The following is a 17,730-nucleotide window of genomic DNA, read 5'->3' as shown; positions in this document are numbered from 1 at the left end:
ACTAGGCTCCGTGCGTCGCGCGTGCGTACGGAATTCACGGGGGTGGACGATGCCGCCACGACGCATCGCCGGATCAGGTGCCGAAGCGGAACTTCCCGAGTACGCAGGGCAGTACCGCCTTGAGTCGCGCCTCGGTTCGGGCGGCATGGGCGTGGTCCATCTGGCCCGCTCGGCGTCGGGTCTGCGGCTCGCGGTGAAGGTCATCAACATCGAGTTCGCCAGGGACGCCGAGTTCAGAGGGCGCTTCAAGCAGGAGGTGGCGGCGGCACGGCGGGTCAGCGGTGCGTTCACCGCGCCGGTCGTGGACGCCGACCCCGAGGCGGACCGGCCCTGGATGGCCACCCTGTTCATACCGGGGCCGACCCTCGCGGAGCATGTGAAGCGGAACGGCTCGCTGTCGTCCGCGCAGTTGCGTCAGGTGATGGCCGGCCTCGCCGAGGCCTTGCGGGACATCCACCGTGCCGGTGTGGTGCACCGCGACCTCAAGCCGAGCAACGTCCTCCTCGCCGAGGACGGTCCGAAGGTCATCGACTTCGGTATCTCGCGGCCGTCGGACAGTGAACTGCGCACGGAGACGGGCAAGTTGATCGGAACTCCGCCCTTCATGGCCCCCGAGCAGTTCCGCCGCCCCCGCGAGGTGGGACCGGCCGCCGACATCTTCGCGCTCGGGTCGGTGCTCGTGCACGCGGCGACCGGGCGCGGCCCCTTCGACTCCGACAGTCCCTATGTCGTCGCCTACCAGGTCGTGCACGACGAACCGGATCTGACGGACGTCCCGGACGACCTGGCTCCGCTGATCGCCCGCTGCCTCGCCAAGGAACCCGGCGAACGGCCGACCCCCGACGAGCTGATGGCCGAACTGCGGCATGTCTCGTCCCTCTACGACACACAGGCGTTCATCCCGGCGCAGCGCGCGCCGGAGCCACCGGCGGAGGCACCGGCGGAGGCACCGGAGGAGGCACCGGAGGAAGCCTGGGCGGGATCAGCCGCGGCGGCCGGGGCGGGGGCCGGGGCCGATTCCAGGGAGCGTACGACTCACGTGCGCGGCGGCAAGCGGCGTACGCCGACGGGGTCCGGCGACGGTGACGGCCGCCGGGGCGACGGGACCGGGAGTCGGGCCCGCGAGGCCGGGAGCCCGGGCGGCGGCGACGCCGGGTCCGACGGCTCCGGTTCGGGCCGGTCCTCGTCGCGTTCCCGGCGCCGGCGACTCCTCGCCGCCGCGATCGGTGCCGTGGCCGTGCTCGCGGTCGGCGGTGCGCTCCTGGCCGGTCTGCCCGGCGACGACGACGGCGCCGGACGGCGGCCGGGCTCCGCACCCGGCGGTGAACGGACGTCCGCCGCCGGGGCGTTCCGCCCGTGGGTCACGAAGGTGGGCACGGGCCGGGAGTCCATGGCCAAGTGCACGTACGGCGACGAAGCCCTGCTCTGCGCCGGTCCCGGTGTGCTCGCCGGCGCCCTCGACCCGCGTGGCGGAAAGGCGCGGTGGACGCGCTCGGCGAAGGCGGGGGCGGACACCACGGCGTCCGCGCCCGTCCTGTCGGGAGGTCTCGTGCACACGGTCGCCCCGGACTCCGGGCAGTTGGCCGCGCTCGACCCCGCCACGGGCAGGACCCGCTGGAAGCTGGACGTCTCGGTGTACGGGGGCGGGGTGCGGTACGCGGGCGACACCGTGCTGCTGACCTCGGGCGACGGCACGGTCACCGGCATCGACGGGAGGACCGGGGACCGGCTCTGGCGTGCGCGCGTGGCCGGCGGGGCTCAGCCCGCCTTCGCGTACTTCGGCGGCGAGCTGGCGTACGCGACGACTCTGACGTCCGACGGTACGGGCACGCAGGTGGTCGCGGTGGATCCACGGACCGGGGACGTGCGCTGGCGGCACCGCCTCGACGGGCTGCTCACTCCGGTCGGCACCCGGAAGGGCACCCTCTGGCTCACCGCGGAGAACGCGTACCAGGAGACCCGGAGCATCGTCGGCTACACACCCGGCGGCGACAAGGAACAGCGGATTCCGCTCGACCTCCCGCTCCCGTCGGCCTCCGCCGCCCTGCACGGCGACGCGGTCTATCTCCTGGCCGCGGGAGGTGCGCTGGTGGCCATGGACATCGAGGCCGGCAAGCAGCGGTGGCACCGTGAGACCTCGGTCAGCAGGGGTTCCGCCCCGAGCGCCGACAGCCGGAACGTGTACGTCAGCGCGCCCGACGGGCGGCTGCTCGCGACCGATGTCCGTACCGGCAAGCTCGTCGGCCAGACCTCCACGCGGCTCGGTGACGACGGCGAGCGGGTCGTGGCCGAGGTGCCGTCGCCCATGGTCGTGGGCGACCGGGTCTACGCGAGCGCGCCCGACGGCAGCGTCTTCGCCGTGGACGCCCGCGAGCCCGCCGACTGGTGAGCCCCGTGAGTCACAAGGGCGTTGGGGCCGTCCTGTGAACGGCGAACCCGCCCGGTGATGAAAACCGGGCGGGTTCGGTGAGGACCGGGTTCGGTGAGGACCGGGTTCGGGTGCGCCTGCGCACCCGGCGAGCCCCCGACCGTCCGGAAAGCCGGCGAGCCGGAGAGGGCGTCGGCTAGCCGAGCAGCGAGACGTCGCGGACCGCGCCCCTGTCGGCGCTGGTCGCCATCGCCGCGTACGCGCGCAGGGCGGCCGAGACCTTGCGCTCGCGGGCGACCGGGGCGTACACGCCCTTGAGGGCCTCGCGGCGCTCGGCCAGCTCCTCGTCGGAGACCAGGAGCTCGATGCTGCGGTTCGGGATGTCGATGCGGATGCGGTCGCCGTCCTTGACGAGGGCGATCGTGCCGCCGGACGCCGCCTCGGGCGACGCGTGGCCGATGGACAGGCCCGAGGTGCCTCCGGAGAAGCGGCCGTCGGTGATCAGGGCGCAGGTCTTGCCCAGGCCGCGGCCCTTCAGGAACGAGGTCGGGTACAGCATCTCCTGCATACCCGGGCCGCCCTTGGGACCCTCGTAGCGGATGACCACGACGTCGCCGTGCGTGATCTCCTTCTTGAGGATCTTGTCGACGGCCTCCTCCTGCGACTCGCAGACGACCGCCGGGCCCTCGAAGGTCCAGATCGACTCGTCCACGCCGGCCGTCTTCACGACACAGCCGTCGACGGCGAGGTTGCCCTTGAGGACCGCGAGGCCGCCGTCCTTGGAGTACGCGTGCTCGGCGGAGCGGATGCAGCCGCCCTCCGCGTCCTCGTCGAGGGCCGCCCAGCGCTCGGACTGGGAGAAGGCCGTGGACGAGCGGACGCCGCCGGGCGCCGCGTACCACAGCTCCAGGGCCTCCGGGGAGGGGGAGCCCGCGCGGACGTCCCAGGTCTTGAGCCAGTCCGCGAGGGACGGGCTGTGCACCGAGTGCACGTCCTCGTTCAGGAGGCCGGCCCGGTGCAGCTCGCCGAGCAGGGCGGGGATGCCGCCGGCCCGGTGCACGTCCTCCATGTAGTACGTCCGGTCCTTCGCCACGTTCGGGGCGACCTTGGCGAGGCACGGCACGCGGCGCGAGACCGCGTTGATCTCGTCCAGGCCGAACGCGACGCCCGCCTCCTCGGCTGCGGCCAGCAGGTGCAGGATCGTGTTGGTCGAGCCGCCCATGGCGATGTCGAGGGCCATGGCGTTCTCGAAGGCCGCGATCGTGGCGACGTTGCGCGGCAGGACCGACTCGTCGTCCTGCTCGTAGTAGCGCAGGGTGATGTCCATGACCGTGCGCGCCGCGTCCTCGTACAGGCCCTTGCGGGCGGTGTGCGTGGCGAGGACCGAGCCGTTGCCGGGGAGGGACAGGCCGATGGCCTCGGTCAGGCAGTTCATGCTGTTGGCCGTGAACATGCCGGAACACGAGCCGCAGGTCGGACAGGCGTTCTCCTCGATACGGAGGATGTCCTCGTCCGAGATCTTGTCGTTCACGGCGTCGGAGATCGCGTCGACCAGGTCGAGCGTGCGGACCGAGCCGTCGACCAGGGTCGCGCGGCCGGACTCCATGGGGCCGCCGGAGACGAAGACCGTCGGGATGTTCAGACGAAGGGCCGCCATCAGCATGCCGGGCGTGATCTTGTCGCAGTTCGAGATGCAGATCAGGGCGTCGGCGCAGTGGGCCTCCACCATGTACTCCACGCTGTCCGCGATCAGGTCGCGGGACGGCAGGGAGTAGAGCATTCCGCCGTGGCCCATCGCGATGCCGTCGTCGACGGCGATCGTGTTGAACTCGCGCGGGATGCCGCCCGCGGCCGTGATGGCCTCGCTCACGATCCGGCCGACCGGCTGGAGGTGGGTGTGGCCGGGCACGAACTCCGTGAAGGAGTTGGCGACCGCGATGATCGGCTTTCGGCCGATGTCCGCGCCCGGTACACCGGAGGCGCGCATAAGGGCGCGGGCGCCCGCCATGTTGCGTCCGTGGGTGACTGTGCGGGACCTCAGCTCGGGCATGGCCGCTCGCTCCTTCGGAGAGTGTTGACTGCTGTCGAGCGTACGCCCGGCATCCAGGGTTCGGACATGGTGTCCGGTATGCGGGATTACTGTCTCGGGTGCTGAGGCCGAGGCTGCCCCGCGCCCCTGCTCAGGGGGCTGTCAGGTCAGGGGGCTGTCAGATGCGACTGGATCACCGGGGACACCCGGCCGATGATCAGTTCCGGGTCCGCGGAGGCCAGGGGTTCGACCTTGATCACGTAACGCAGCATCGCGATGCCCACGAGCTGGGCGGCGGCCAGCTCGGCGCGCAGCTCGGCGTCCGGGAGGTCCAGCTGGAGGGCGACGCGGCGCAGCAGCTGGGCGGAGATCAGGCGGCGGAAGACACCGGCCGCGGTCTCGTTGTTCACCGCCGAGCGGACGATCGCGAGCAGGGCCTTGCGGGTGGCCGGGTTCTCCCAGACGCCGAAGAAGAAGCGGGCCAGCCGCTCGCCCACACCGTCGAGGGGGCCCTCGCCGATCGAGCCGGGAGCGCTCAGCAGAGGTCCGATGGCGACCTCGATGGACGCCTCGAAAACCTGCTCCTTCGTACCGAAGTAGTGGTGCACGAGCGCCGAGTCCACGTCCGCCGCCTTGGCGATGCCGCGCATGGAGGTCTTCTCGAAGCCCCGCTCCGAGAACTCCTCGCGGGCCGCCAGCAGGATGCGGTCGCGGGCCGCGGGGGTGTCCGCGGAGTCCGTACGGGAGGGGCGCCCCCGTCGGCGCGGGGTGGCGGCGGTCATGTACGCGGGACCCGGGCCGCCGAGGCCAGGTGGAGGCGGGTGAAGGCGAGGGCCTCCGCCAGGTCGGCCTCGCGCTCGGCGCCCGACATGGCCCGGCGGGTGTTGACCTCGATGACGACATGGCCGTCGTAGCCGGACAGGGCGAGCCGTTCGAGGAGTTCGGCGCAGGGCTGGGTGCCGCGGCCCGGGACCAGGTGCTCGTCCTTGATGGAGCCGCTGCCGTCGGCGAGGTGGACGTGGCCGAGGCGGTCGCTCATGCGGTCGATCATCTGGAGCGCGTCCGTGCGGGCCGTCGCGGTGTGGCTCAGATCGATCGTGAAGTGCCGGTAGTCGTCCTTCGTCACGTCCCAGTCGGGGGCGTACGCGAGCATCTCCCGATCGCGGTACCGCCAGGGGTACATGTTTTCGACGGCGAATCGTACGTCCGTCTCGTTGGCCATCTGCCAGATCCCCGTGACGAAGTCACGGGAGTACTGGCGCTGCCAGCGGAACGGGGGGTGTACGACGACCGTGCTCGCCCCGAGCTTCTCGGCGGCCGCCCGGGCGCGCTGGAGTTTGGTCCACGGGTCGGTGGACCAGACGCGCTGGGTGATGAGCAGGCAGGGAGCGTGTACGGCGAGGATCGGGATGCGGTGGTAGTCGCTGAGGCGGCGCAGGGCTTCGATGTCCTGGCTGACCGGATCGGTCCACACCATGACCTCGACGCCGTCGTAGCCGAGGCGTGCGGCGATCTCGAAGGCCGTCGCCGTCGACTCCGGATAGACGGAGGCCGTGGACAGCGCGACCTTCGCATCCGGGATGCGCACGACTGGTTCTGCCACGGGGACAGGTTACGGGGTGGCTTCGCCGGTTGGGGCGGGGTGGGGGTGTTTGGCCTGAGGTGGGCCCTTGCCGGGGTGGGCGGGGGCTGGGTGGGCGGGCCCGGGGCCGGTGGGTGGGTGCGGGTCGGTGGGGGTTGCTCGCGCAGTTCCCCGCGCCTGCAAGGGGCGCGCCCCTTGCGGGACGCGAACCTTGCGGGACGCGAACCTTGCGGGACGCGAACCTGCGGCGCGGAGGAGTCACTGAGGGGTCATCTGGTCCAGGCTTCGGAGGATCACGCCCTCGCGGAGGGCCCAGGGGCAGATTTCCGCGGTTTCCACTCCGAAGAGGTCCATCGCGCCCTCGGCGACGACGGCACCGGCGAGGAGCTGGCCCGCGCGGCCCTCGGACACCCCGGGAAGCTCCGCGCGTTCGGCGGTGGTCATGGAGGCCAGGCGCGGGACCCAGTCCTCCAGGGACCGGCGCTTGAGCTCACGCTGGACGTACAGGCCGTCGACCGAGCGGGCGGCGCCTGCGAGCCGGGCGAGCTGCTTGAAGGTCTTGGAGGTGGCGACCACGTGGTCGGGGGCACCGAACCGGCTGAACTCCCCGACGGTACGGGCGATCTGGGCCCGCACATGGCGGCGCAGGGCCTTTATGTCCGCCGGGTCCGCCGGGTCGGTCGGCAGCCAGCCCGCGGTCAGCCGGCCCGCGCCGAGCGGCAGCGAGACCGTCGCGTCGGGCTCCTCGTCTATCCCGTACGCGATCTCCAGCGAACCGCCGCCGATGTCGAGGACGAGAAGCTTTCCCGCCGACCAGCCGAACCAGCGGCGGACGGCGAGGAAGGTGAGCCGGGCCTCCTCGGCGCCGGTGAGGACCTGGAGCTCCACACCGGTCTCGGCGCGCACCCGGGCCAGTACCTCGTCGGCGTTGCTGGCCTCACGCACGGCGGAGGTCGCGAACGGCAGCAGATCCTCGACGCCCTTGTCCTCGGCGGCCTCCAGCGCCTCCTGGATGACGGCGATCAGTTTGTCGACCCCGTGGGAATCGATCGCGCCACTGTCGTCGAGGAGTTGGGCGAGCCGCAGCTCCGCCTTGTGCGAATGCGCGGGAAGCGGGCGCGCGCCGGGGTGTGCATCCACCACCAGCAGGTGCACCGTGTTCGAACCCACGTCCAGGACACCGAGTCTCATGTACGGCACGCTACTGCGCCCGGGCAGCCCGGCCGTCCCCAGAGTGGTCGCGAGCGACTTACTCTGGTCTGGTGCCAAAGACGAAAAAGGCGAAGAGCGACAAATCGGCCAAGGGTTCCGCCACAGGGTCCGCGGAGGACTCGCTTCGGGTGAACGCGTCAGGGTCCAAGAAGACGGTGAAGGCGGAGAGGACGTCGAAGGCGGGAAAGCTTCCGAAGCCTCCCAAGGGCGACGAGAAGGGGCTCGACTTCGCGCGCGCGTGGGTGGAGTTCCCGGATCCGGCCGACGACGAGCAGATCTTCCGCTGCGATCTGACATGGCTGACCTCTCGCTGGAACTGCATCTTCGGAAGCGGCTGCCAGGGCATCCAGGCGGGCCGCGCGGACGACGGGTGCTGCACGCTGGGCGCCCACTTCTCGGACGAGGACGACGAGAAGCGCGTGGCCGGTCACGTGGCGAGGCTCACGCCGGACATCTGGCAGCACCACGACGTGGGGACCGCGACCGGCTGGGTCTCGAAGGACGAGGACGGCGACCGGCAGACGCGTCCGTACCAGGGGTCCTGCATCTTCCAGAACCGCCCCGGTTTCGCCGGCGGCATGGGCTGCTCGCTGCACATCCTGGCCGTCAAGGAGGGCCGCGAGCCCCTGGAGACCAAGCCGGACGTCTGCTGGCAGCTGCCGGTCCGGCGTACGTACGAGTGGATCGACCGGCCCGACGACACCCGGGTGCTGCAGGTCTCGATCGGCGAGTACGACCGCCGCGGGTGGGGTCCCGGCGGGCACGACCTGCACTGGTGGTGCACGTCGGCGACGTCGGCCCACGGCGCGGGGGACCCGGTCTATGTCTCGTACCGCCCGGAACTGATCGAACTGATGGGCAAATCGGGCTACGACCGCTTGGTGGAGCTCTGCGAGGAGCGCCTGTCGGCCCAACTCCCCCTCCTGGCCCCCCACCCGGCAGACCCACCCCGCACCGCCGTTTGAGGGCGATGGCAAGGCCCGGCCCCGCTCTTCCGGGGGCGCTGGGAACGGCGCGACCAGCCACAGCGGACCCGCACCCGAAACCCCACCCGCGGTAGCGGGAACTTCAGCTCCCCGAAGGACTCGGCTCACCACTGCTGTCAGCGGTGCCACTGTCCTCGGGCGAAGGCGACCCCCCTTCGGAGGAGCCCGGCGGAGGCTCCGGCTCCGGATCCGACGGCCCCGGCCCACTGGGCGTCGGCCCCGGCCCGGGATCCGACGGTCCAGGATCGGACGGCGTCGGCTCGGGATCGGGTCCGGGATCCGACGGCCCCGGCCCGGGCCCGGGATCCGACGGCCCGGGATCCGACGGTCCCGGCTCACTCGGCGCGGGCGGATCCGGCCGCGTCGGCCCCGCGGTCCCGTACCCGCCGATCGTGACCACCGCTCCGGCGGGCGCGACCGACACCCGCGCGCTCCAGGCCCCGTTCGGCTCACGCAGATGATCGACGTACACCTTGACCGTCAGCGACTCCCCCGGTTCCAGCGTTCCCGACGACTGGCTCAGGTAGAGCCAGGACGCTCCGGTCCGCGCCGACCAGCGGACAGGTGCGTCGCCGGTCGCCGTGAGGGTGATCAGTGTCGTGTCACCGCTTGAGTCGGCCGCCACGGAGAGGCCGCTCTGCTGCCCGGGGGCCACGCTGACGACCTCCACGGAGACGTCGGACGAGCCGCTGCGCGGTGTGAAGCGGGAGTCGGGCCGCGTGCTGGCGTTGCCCGCGTTCTCGTAGCCGGAGGCCTCGCCGTCGAGCCCCTCGGATCCCTGCGCCTCGCTCGCGGTGACCGGCCGGCCGTCGGCGCCCTCGCCGATGAGGGGCGCTCCGCGGTAGGCCGCCCACAGGGCGAGCACGGGGGCCGCCACGACGGTGGCGACGACCGTGGTCGTGACGGCACGCGCGCGCAGCCGGTCACGACGGGCCGCGTGGTCCTTGGGGTCCATCGGGAAGCCGCGCCGGTCGAAGCGCGGACCGCCGCCCCGCGCGCGCGGCAGGCGCGCCATCGCCGTGCAGAGGGCCGCGCGCGGGGCTTCGAGCACGGGCAGCGCGGCGGGTGTGACGCTGGTGCCGGGCCAGGAGCCGGGGACCGCGCGCTCGGCGGTCCGGCGGCAGCGCGGGCAGTCGTCGACGTGCCGGACCAGCTCGCGGCGCAGGGCCGTGCTGAGGACGAGGTGGTTGTCGCCGGTGAGCCGGGTCACGCCCGGACAGGTGCCGGTCTCGACGACGGCCAGGGCCGCGCGTGTGCGCTCGACCTCGCAGGCCCCCGCCGCGAGGAGTTCCCGGGCGGCCACCGGGTCCGTGCCGAGGACGGCGGCGACCTCCTGCGCGGCGAGCTGGTGGCGCACGGCGAGTTCGAGCGCCTCGCGCTGCTCGGGCGTCGTCCCGGCGGCCTCGGGCCAGGCCAGCAGGGCGAGTTCGCGACGACGGCGGTCCTTCTCGGCGGCGGTGAGAAGGTCGCCGGCCCGTTCACCGGCCCGGTCCCCGGCGCATTCGCGGAGGGCGGCGGCATCGACCTGGCCCCCCGCGCGCAGGTCGGCCCGGCCCTCCGGGGACGAGTCGGTCCGGCCCTCCGGGGACGGGTTGGTCCGGCCCTCCGCGGGCAGGCCCGGGGAGCGGCCCTCCGGGCCGGGCGTGCCGCCCTCGGAGCGGCCCGACGCATGGGCGCCATGACGTTTCTGCTTGGCCTCGGCGAGCTTGCGCAGGCAGGACCAGCGGGCCAGCGCGTACAGCCAGGCCCTGCGGTCGTCGGGGGCCCCCGGGCCGCGCTGACCGCGCCGCTCGGCGAGGGCGAGGACGTCCCCGAGGGCGGCGGTCGCCGTGTCGTGGTCGCACAGCACGGACAGGCAGTAGGTGAACAGGCCGTCCAGGTACTGCTCGTAGCGGGTCGGCGGGCCCTGCGCCGGCGTGCGCGCCGCTGCCCGGTCGCGCGCCTCACGGTGCGCCCGGTGTGCGCCGGTGGTGCGGGTCGAGGTCTCGGGACTGCTGCTCATCACCCGTGCGACCGTAGGTGCCTGGCGGTGGCCCCTTCTCCCTGCTTGCGCACATTTAATCCGTACGGGTGAAACGATCCCTCAAATGAGGGCAGGAGCCCGGAATTCCATGTCGTGTCCCTGATGAGCTGTGGCCGGTTTGCGAAGGGTGCCCTGTTATCGGCCCGGAGTGCCGAGGGAGCACCGAACGGGCCGTCACCGCTCTGTCAGTGGCGCCGGTTACGGTTCGTGTCATGGCTGCCCGTACGAAGACCGCGAAGGACCGGCCGTCCTACCGCTGCACCGAGTGCGGCTGGCAGACGGCCAAATGGCTCGGCCGCTGCTCCGAGTGCCAGGCCTGGGGGACGGTCGAGGAGTACGGCGCGCCCGCCGTGCGTACGACGGCCCCCGGCCGCGTCACCACGAACGCGCTGCCCATCGGCCAGGTCGACGGACGGCAGGCGACCGCCCGCTCGACCGGTGTGCCCGAGCTGGACCGCGTCCTCGGCGGCGGCCTCGTACCGGGCGCGGTGGTGCTCGTGGCGGGCGAGCCGGGCGTCGGCAAGTCCACGCTGCTGCTGGACGTGGCGGCCAAGGCGGCGAGCGACGAGCACCGCACGCTCTACATCACGGGTGAGGAGTCGGCCAGCCAGGTCCGGCTGCGCGCCGACCGCATCAAGGCGATCGACGACAATCTGTTCCTGGCGGCGGAGACCGATCTGTCCGCGGTCCTCGGTCACCTGGACGCGGTGAAGCCGTCCCTGCTCATCGTCGACTCCGTGCAGACGGTGGCCTCTCCGGAGATCGACGGCGCCCCGGGAGGCATGTCCCAGGTCCGTGAGGTGGCCGGGGCCCTGATCCGCGCCTCCAAGGAGCGCGGCATGGCGACCCTCCTGGTCGGCCATGTCACCAAGGACGGCGCCATCGCCGGACCGCGTCTCCTGGAGCACCTCGTGGACGTCGTCCTGAGCTTCGAGGGCGACCGGCACGCGCGCCTGCGTCTCGTACGGGGCGTCAAGAACCGGTACGGCACCACGGACGAGGTCGGCTGCTTCGAGCTGCACGACGAGGGGATCACCGGGCTCACCGACCCCTCCGGCCTGTTCCTCACCCGGCGGGCCGAGCCCGTCCCCGGCACCTGTCTGACCGTCACCCTCGAAGGCCGCCGCCCCCTGGTGGCCGAGGTGCAGGCGCTCACCGTGGACACCCAGATCCCCACCCCGCGGCGTACGACCTCCGGTCTGGAGACCTCCCGGGTCCAGATGATGCTCGCCGTCCTGGAGCAGCGCGGCCGGATCAGCGCCCTCGGGAAGCGGGACATCTACACCGCGACGGTCGGTGGCGTGAAGCTGTCCGAGCCCGCCGCGGACCTCGCGATCGCGCTCGCGCTGGCCAGTGCGGCGAGCGACACCCCGCTCCCGCAGAACCTCGTCGCGATCGGTGAAGTGGGCCTCGCGGGCGAGGTCAGACGGGTCACGGGCGTCCAGCGCAGACTCGCCGAAGCCCACCGGCTGGGCTTCACCCACGCCCTCGTCCCGAGCGACCCGGGCAAGATCCCTCCGGGTATGAAGGTCCTGGAAGTCGCCGACATGGGGGACGCGCTTCGGGTCCTCCCGAGGTCGCGTCGGCGAGACGCCCCACGGGACGAGGAAGAGCGCCGGTAGACTTTGCCCAGGTCTCGCCCGTCCGTACGAACCGAGGGCGCCCTCAACAGCCTGCGACCGGAGGAGTGCAGTGGCAGCCAACGACCGGGCAGCAGTTCCCGGCAAGTCCGGCGGGAGTTCCGGCACCGATGGCCTGATGCGCACGGCTCTCAGCGCTGTGGCACCCGGCACCGGGCTGCGTGACGGCCTGGAGCGAATCCTCCGCGGCAACACCGGCGGGCTCATCGTGCTCGGCTGGGACAAGACCGTCGAGGCGATGTGCAGCGGCGGTTTCGTGCTGGACGTGGAGTTCACCGCGACCCGGCTGCGCGAGCTGTGCAAGCTCGACGGCGGCATCGTGCTGGACAAGGACATCACCAAGATCCTGCGGGCCGGCGTGCAGCTGGTCCCCGACCCGACCATCCCCACCGAGGAGACGGGCACGCGGCACCGCACGGCGGACCGGGTGAGCAAGCAGGTCGGCTTCCCCGTCGTCTCCGTCTCCCAGTCCATGCGCCTGATCGCGCTGTACGTGGACGGGCAGCGGCGGGTCCTGGAGGACTCGGCCGCGATCCTCTCCCGTGCCAACCAGGCGCTGGCCACGCTGGAGCGGTACAAGCTGCGGCTCGACGAGGTCGCGGGCACGTTGTCCGCGCTGGAGATCGAGGACCTGGTCACCGTCCGGGACGTGTCGGCGGTGGCCCAGCGGCTGGAGATGGTGCGCCGGATCGCCACGGAGATCGCCGAGTACGTGGTGGAGCTGGGCACGGACGGGCGGCTGCTCTCGCTGCAGCTGGACGAGCTGATCGCCGGGGTCGAGCCCGAGCGGGAGCTCGTCGTACGGGACTATGTGCCCGAGCCGACGGCCAAGCGGTCCCGCACGGTGGACGAGGCGCTGTTCGAGCTGAACGCGCTCAGTCATGCGGAGCTGCTCGAAATGCCCACCGTGGCGCGGGCGTTGGGGTACACGGGGTCGCCCGAGGCGCTCGACTCCGCGGTGTCGCCCCGCGGGTTCCGGTTGCTGGCCAAGGTGCCGCGGCTGCCCGGCGCGATCATCGACCGGCTGGTCGAGCACTTCGGCGGGCTGCAGAAGCTGCTCGCCGCGAGCGTGGATGATCTGCAGACCGTGGACGGGGTGGGGGAGGCTCGGGCCCGAAGCGTGCGGGAGGGGCTTTCCCGGCTGGCGGAGTCGTCGATTCTCGAACGCTACGTGTAGCCGTCCGGCGGTTTGGCGTGGCCCTCCGGGGGGGCTCGCTCGTGGGGTTCGGGTGCGCCCCGGTGGGGGCCGTTCGCGCAGTTCCCCGCGCCCCTGAAAGCAGCAACCGCCCGGCGGTTTGACGTTGCCCCCCCCTGGGAGTGGGCGGGCCCGGCTTTCGGGTGCGCCCCGGCGGGAGCCGTTCGCGCAGTTCCCCGCACCCCCGAAAGCAGGGGCCTGCGTGCCGAGAGCAGGGGCCGGCTTTTTTGGGGGCGCGGGGAACTGCGCGACAAGCACCCACCGGGCCCGCGTCCGAGAGTCGGGCCCAGCCAGTCGGTCCCCGCCGTCGCAGGCGGCCCGGTGCTAGTCCTTCTTCAGGACGAAGGAGGTCCGGGTCTTGGGAAGGCCCGGCGGCTTCGCTTCGACCAAGTACGTGCCGGGCGTGGCCGAAAGCGCCGGCGGAGTCGCACACTGCGGAGCGCTCGCCTTGCGGTTCCACTCGACCGTGCGGACGACCCGGTCGTTCGCGGGGATCCGGAAGAGCACGCTCGCGGCACCCGTCGGGCAGTCGGCCGACGACCAGATCTCGTCGTCGCTCTCCGCCTGAGTGATCGTCAGGACCGCGCTCTTGGGGCCGAGATCGAGTTTGCAGTCGCTGCCCGAGGAGTTCCTCGCGATGAGTTCGAAGGTGATCTTCTCGTCGGGCGTGTACGAGTTGTGCACGCTGCGCACCGACAACTTCACCGAGCCGGTGGTGCAGTCGGGGAGGCTGGACCCGGCCGGAACCGTGTCGCCCGAACCGCCGCCGCCCTCACCGTCGTCCCCGCCACCCCCGCCGGAACCGCCGGAACCGGAACCGGCCCCGCCCGACGCGGAATCGCCCGAGCCACCGGAACCCGCCGACCCGCCGGAGCCGCCCGAACCCTCGGAGCCGCCGTCACCTCCACCGCTCGATTCGTCGCGCCCGCCCGGGGCTTGACTGATCGCGGGGTCCGACCCCGAGGGGCCCGGGGTGATCGACGCGGTGGGGTTCTTGCCGTTGGAGCCGTCGGCGTCGTTGTGGTTGCCGCCACCGCCGTCGGAGGTCACCACCCACGTGACCAACAGCGCCATCACGGCGAACATGGACGCCAGAATGGCCCTCCGTCGCCAGTAGATGGAGGAGGGAAGCGGCCCGACCGGATTGCGCAGTGATCCCACGGCGCAAACTCTACGAGAGATCGGGGGCTTCACCGGCCTCACCCGCCGCTCAACCCCCCAACTTTTTCCGATCATCTGCACGGGTGCTGTTCAAAGCGGACAGCGGCCCTGCCACCGAGGGGCGCGGGACGATGACATGTGCGGGTCCGCCGCGCGGCGCGACAAGCCCTCACCGGCCCGCGGCCAACACACGACGCACCGCGCCCGAGCCCGCGGAAGCACCCCCGCATGGAACAATCGGCCGTGCCATGACTGCTCCCACGAAACCCCCGTCCCACGCCCAGGCCGACACACCCGAGACCGTCGGCGACGACCTGCACGCCCCCGTCATCGACTGGTTCGAGGAGAACGCGCGCGATCTCCCGTGGCGGCGCCCCGACGCGGGCCCCTGGGGGGTGATGGTCAGCGAGTTCATGCTCCAGCAGACACCGGTGAGCCGGGTGCTCCCCGTGTACGAGCAGTGGATCGCCCGCTGGCCGCGCCCCGCCGATCTCGCCGAGGACGCGCCGGGCGAGGCCGTCCGCGCCTGGGGCCGGCTCGGCTACCCCAGGCGCGCCCTGCGTCTGCACGGCGCCGCGGTCGCCATAACGGAGCGCCACGGCGGCGACGTACCCACGGAGCACGCGCAGTTGCTCGCGCTGCCCGGTATCGGCGAGTACACGGCGGCGGCGGTGGCCTCCTTCGCGTACGGGCAGCGGCACGCCGTCCTCGACACGAACGTGCGGCGCGTGTTCGCACGGGCCGTCACCGGGGTGCAGTACCCGCCGAACGCCACGACCGCCGCCGAACGCAGGCTCGCCCGCACCCTCCTGCCCGACGACGAGCACACGGCCGCGCTCTGGGCCGCCGCGTCCATGGAACTGGGCGCGCTCGTCTGCACGGCGAAGAACGAGACGTGCGTACGCTGCCCGATCGCCGCCCTGTGCACCTGGCGGCTGGCCGGGAAGCCCGCGCACGACGGACCGCCACGGCGCGGCCAGACCTACGCGGGCACGGACCGGCAGGTGCGCGGCCGGCTGCTCGCCGTACTGCGCGAGGCGGTCACCCCGGTACCCCAGTCGGCCCTCGACCGGGTCTGGGAAGAGCCCGTGCAACGGGCCCGCGCCCTGGACGGACTGGTCTCCGACGGACTGGTCGAACCGCTCGCCGACGGTCTGTACCGGCTCCCGCAGAGCTGACCCACAGGTGTCACCGAGCCCGGTGACAGGCCCGCGGCGGGCAAATCGCCCCGTACCCGCATCAGTCGTCGCCCCGTCTTAACCAGCCCTTACTTCCGTTACACAACCTATGGACAGCCGAGCGCTCCTCGCATGCTCGCTCGGACACCCCCGTGACAACAGCTCCGTAACTTCAGTGCCGTACCGCGGAACAGCGGTACGGCAGGCAACGGACACCCGGCAGCAACCAGGTCGGAACGGGGACGGAGGCGGTTGAAATGGCGCACGGCGAGGTGCTCGAATTCGAAGAGTACGTACGCACCCGGCAGGACGCGCTGCTGCGCAGCGCACGCCGCCTGGTCCCCGACCCCGTCGACGCCCAGGACCTCCTCCAGACCGCGCTGGTACGGACGTACGGACGCTGGGACGGCATAGCGGACAAGCGCCTCGCCGACGCCTATCTGCGCCGCGTCATGATCAACACACGTACGGAGTGGTGGCGGGCCCGCAAGCTGGAGGAAGTCCCCACCGAGCAGCTGCCGGACGCGAGCGTCGACGACTCCACCGAGCAGCACGCGGACCGCGCGCTCCTGATGGACATCATGAAGGTGCTGGCTCCCAAGCAGCGCAGCGTCGTCGTGCTGCGACACTGGGAGCAGATGTCCACGGAGGAGACGGCCGCCGCCCTCGGCATGTCGGCCGGCACGGTCAAGAGCACTCTGCACCGGGCGCTGGCCCGGCTCCGCGAGGAGCTGGAGCGCCGGGCGTCCGACGAGAACGACGAGCTCGGCGTACGTCTGCCGGGGCGTGAGGAGCGGGAGCGTTGCGCGGCCTAGACACAGAGGCTCCCCGGGCCCGTGGGGCCCGAAAGGCGGTGATCACGGCAGCGGCCGTGCTCGCCGCCCTCGGCCTTTCCGTGTCCGCCTGCGGTACGGGCGGCACCGGCGCCCGGGACGAGGGCCCGGCCCTCTCCCGCTCGGTCGCCGGGAGCGCCCCGGCCCCCGCCTCCGCCTCGCCCTCCTCGACCCCCGACCGCCGGGTGAACGCGGTGCGGCTCGTGAAGGCCGACCCCGGCGTCAGTCCGGCGGTCAAGCGCGACCTGAAGCCGTGCGTCGGCGACGAGTACCCGGTCGACGTGTCGTACGGGAACCTCACCGGCGGTTCCGCCGCCGATGTCGTGATCAACGTGATGACCTGCGGGGACGCGGTCGGCGTCGGCTCGTACGTGTACCGCGAGGAGGGCGATGTCTACAAGAACGTCTTCCGCGCCGAGGAGCCGCCCGTGTACGCGGAGATCGACCGGGGCGACCTGGTGATCACCCAGCAGGTGTACGAGAAGGACGACTCGGTGACGTATCCGTCCGGCGAGGAAGTGATCACGTACCGCTGGCGGGCGACCCGCTTCACGGAGCAGGCCAGGACGCACAACGACTACAGCAAAGTGGTGGGCGGCGAGTCGCAGGCCCCGACCGAGCAGTAGGCCGTGCGGCCGCGCCCCCCTTTCCTCACATCGCCACGATCCACCGACCGAGAAACTGAGAGCACCGGATGGCAGAACAGACCCATGTCCTGTTCGTCGAGGACGACGACGTCATCCGCGAGGCCACCCAACTCGCGCTGGAGCGCGACGGCTTCGTGGTCACCGCCATGCCCGACGGGCTGTCGGGGCTGGCCGCGTTCCGTGCGGACCAGCCGGACATCGCGCTCCTCGACGTGATGGTGCCGGGCCTGGACGGGGTGTCGCTGTGCCGCCGGATCCGCGACGAGTCGACCGTTCCCGTGATCATGCTGTCGGCCCGCGCCGACTCCATCGACGTCGTCCTGGGTCTTGAGGCGGGCGCCGACGACTATGTGACGAAGCCCTTCGACGGGGCGGTGCTGGTCGCGCGCATCCGGGCCGTGCTGCGGCGCTTCGGGCACGCGAGCGGCCCGCGCTCCGCCGACGCGGCCGACGGCACGTCGTCCGACCCCGGCGGTGGCGTGCTGACCTTCGGTTCCGGTTCCGGCGCCGGCGAACTGGAGATCGACACGGAGGGCATGGAGGTGCGCAGGGGCGGCGCCCCGGTGGCGCTGACGCCCACGGAGATGCGGCTGCTCCTGGAGTTCTCGTCCTCGCCCGGTACGGTCCTGTCGCGCGACAAGCTTCTGGAGCGGGTGTGGGACTACGGCTGGGGCGGTGACACCCGGGTCGTCGACGTCCATGTGCAGCGGCTGCGTACGAAGATCGGCCAGGACCGGATCGAGACGGTCCGCGGCTTCGGCTACAAGTTGAAGGCCTGAGCGGAGCGGACGAGGACGATGCGGGGGACGAACGAGAACCCGGCCGCCGGGCGTGGCGGCCAGGGCGGGCGCGACGAGCTTGACGGAGACGGGCGCG

14 protein-coding genes are annotated in these 17,730 nt (G+C 72.2%); 8 read left to right on the top strand and 6 right to left on the bottom strand.

Annotation, left to right across the window (positions count from 1 at the left end; all coding sequences use genetic code 11):
* Nucleotides 1-49: 49 nt before the first annotated feature.
* Nucleotides 50-2,389 carry a serine/threonine-protein kinase gene (locus OHS59_RS25335; RefSeq protein ID WP_328495690.1) on the top strand — a complete coding sequence of 780 codons (2,340 nt, stop codon included), beginning with the start codon at nucleotides 50-52 and terminating at the stop codon, nucleotides 2,387-2,389.
* Nucleotides 2,390-2,564: 175 nt separating this feature from the next.
* On the opposite strand, the gene ilvD is transcribed toward OHS59_RS25335, so the two are convergent.
* The 4 genes from ilvD to OHS59_RS25315 all read right to left on the bottom strand — a co-directional run bounded on the left by ilvD (nucleotide 2,565) and on the right by OHS59_RS25315 (nucleotide 7,170).
* Complete coding sequence (gene ilvD, locus OHS59_RS25330) at nucleotides 2,565-4,418, bottom strand: dihydroxy-acid dehydratase (protein ID WP_328495689.1); 1,854 nt, start codon at nucleotides 4,416-4,418, stop codon at nucleotides 2,565-2,567.
* Between the two features lie 146 nt (nucleotides 4,419-4,564).
* Nucleotides 4,565-5,179: a TetR/AcrR family transcriptional regulator gene (locus OHS59_RS25325; RefSeq protein WP_328495688.1), complete on the bottom strand. Its 615-nt coding sequence runs from the start codon at nucleotides 5,177-5,179 to the stop codon at nucleotides 4,565-4,567.
* Nucleotides 5,176-6,000, bottom strand: a complete 825-nt coding sequence (locus OHS59_RS25320; RefSeq protein ID WP_328495687.1) for a sugar phosphate isomerase/epimerase family protein — start codon at nucleotides 5,998-6,000, stop codon at nucleotides 5,176-5,178. The genes OHS59_RS25325 and OHS59_RS25320 overlap by 4 nt, the downstream gene beginning before the upstream one ends.
* Before the next feature lie 237 nt (nucleotides 6,001-6,237).
* A complete protein-coding gene (locus OHS59_RS25315) occupies nucleotides 6,238-7,170 on the bottom strand; it encodes a Ppx/GppA phosphatase family protein (RefSeq protein WP_328495686.1) in 933 nt (310 codons plus the stop codon).
* A gap of 71 nt (nucleotides 7,171-7,241) precedes the next feature.
* Between OHS59_RS25315 and OHS59_RS25310 the strand changes: the two genes are divergently transcribed.
* Entirely contained in the window at nucleotides 7,242-8,156 is a 915-nt protein-coding gene (locus tag OHS59_RS25310) for a hypothetical protein (RefSeq protein ID WP_328495685.1), read from the top strand.
* Nucleotides 8,157-8,259: 103 nt separating this feature from the next.
* Here OHS59_RS25310 and OHS59_RS25305 read toward each other — a convergent pair whose 3' ends face one another.
* Nucleotides 8,260-10,182, bottom strand: a complete 1,923-nt coding sequence (locus tag OHS59_RS25305) for a BACON domain-containing protein (RefSeq protein WP_443061497.1) — start codon at nucleotides 10,180-10,182, stop codon at nucleotides 8,260-8,262.
* A 230-nt stretch (nucleotides 10,183-10,412) separates the two neighbouring features.
* On the opposite strand from OHS59_RS25305, the gene radA reads away from it, so the two are divergent.
* Together radA and disA are read left to right on the top strand one after the other, a co-directional pair.
* Nucleotides 10,413-11,822, top strand: a complete 1,410-nt coding sequence (gene radA, locus OHS59_RS25300) for a DNA repair protein RadA (protein ID WP_107022363.1) — start codon at nucleotides 10,413-10,415, stop codon at nucleotides 11,820-11,822.
* Nucleotides 11,823-11,892: 70 nt separating this feature from the next.
* Entirely contained in the window at nucleotides 11,893-13,017 is a 1,125-nt protein-coding gene (gene disA / locus OHS59_RS25295) for a DNA integrity scanning diadenylate cyclase DisA (protein WP_107022362.1), read from the top strand.
* A gap of 342 nt (nucleotides 13,018-13,359) precedes the next feature.
* Here the strand turns inward: disA and OHS59_RS25290 are convergent, their stop codons facing one another.
* Nucleotides 13,360-14,196, bottom strand: a complete 837-nt coding sequence (locus OHS59_RS25290) for a hypothetical protein (protein WP_328495683.1) — start codon at nucleotides 14,194-14,196, stop codon at nucleotides 13,360-13,362.
* 248 nt (nucleotides 14,197-14,444) lie between these two features.
* Here OHS59_RS25290 and OHS59_RS25285 point away from each other — a divergent pair, with 248 nt between their 5' ends.
* The 4 genes from OHS59_RS25285 to cseB all read left to right on the top strand — a co-directional run bounded on the left by OHS59_RS25285 (nucleotide 14,445) and on the right by cseB (nucleotide 17,633).
* Complete coding sequence (locus tag OHS59_RS25285; protein ID WP_328495682.1) at nucleotides 14,445-15,374, top strand: A/G-specific adenine glycosylase; 930 nt, start codon at nucleotides 14,445-14,447, stop codon at nucleotides 15,372-15,374.
* Between the two features lie 257 nt (nucleotides 15,375-15,631).
* Nucleotides 15,632-16,189, top strand: coding sequence for a SigE family RNA polymerase sigma factor (locus tag OHS59_RS25280; RefSeq protein WP_328495681.1), 558 nt, complete (start codon nucleotides 15,632-15,634; stop codon nucleotides 16,187-16,189).
* A complete protein-coding gene (locus tag OHS59_RS25275) occupies nucleotides 16,177-16,833 on the top strand; it encodes a hypothetical protein (RefSeq protein ID WP_443061496.1) in 657 nt (218 codons plus the stop codon). Before OHS59_RS25280 ends, OHS59_RS25275 begins: the two co-directional genes overlap by 13 nt.
* Nucleotides 16,834-16,901: 68 nt before the next feature.
* Nucleotides 16,902-17,633: a two-component system response regulator CseB gene (cseB, locus tag OHS59_RS25270; protein WP_328495679.1), complete on the top strand. Its 732-nt coding sequence runs from the start codon at nucleotides 16,902-16,904 to the stop codon at nucleotides 17,631-17,633.
* Nucleotides 17,634-17,730 lie beyond the last annotated feature (97 nt).

It is taken from the genome of Streptomyces sp. NBC_00414 (genome assembly GCF_036038375.1).
Lineage (GTDB): Bacteria > Actinomycetota > Actinomycetes > Streptomycetales > Streptomycetaceae > Streptomyces.
Note: the sequence above shows the minus strand (reverse complement) of the source record. Positions and strands in the feature narration are given on the sequence as shown.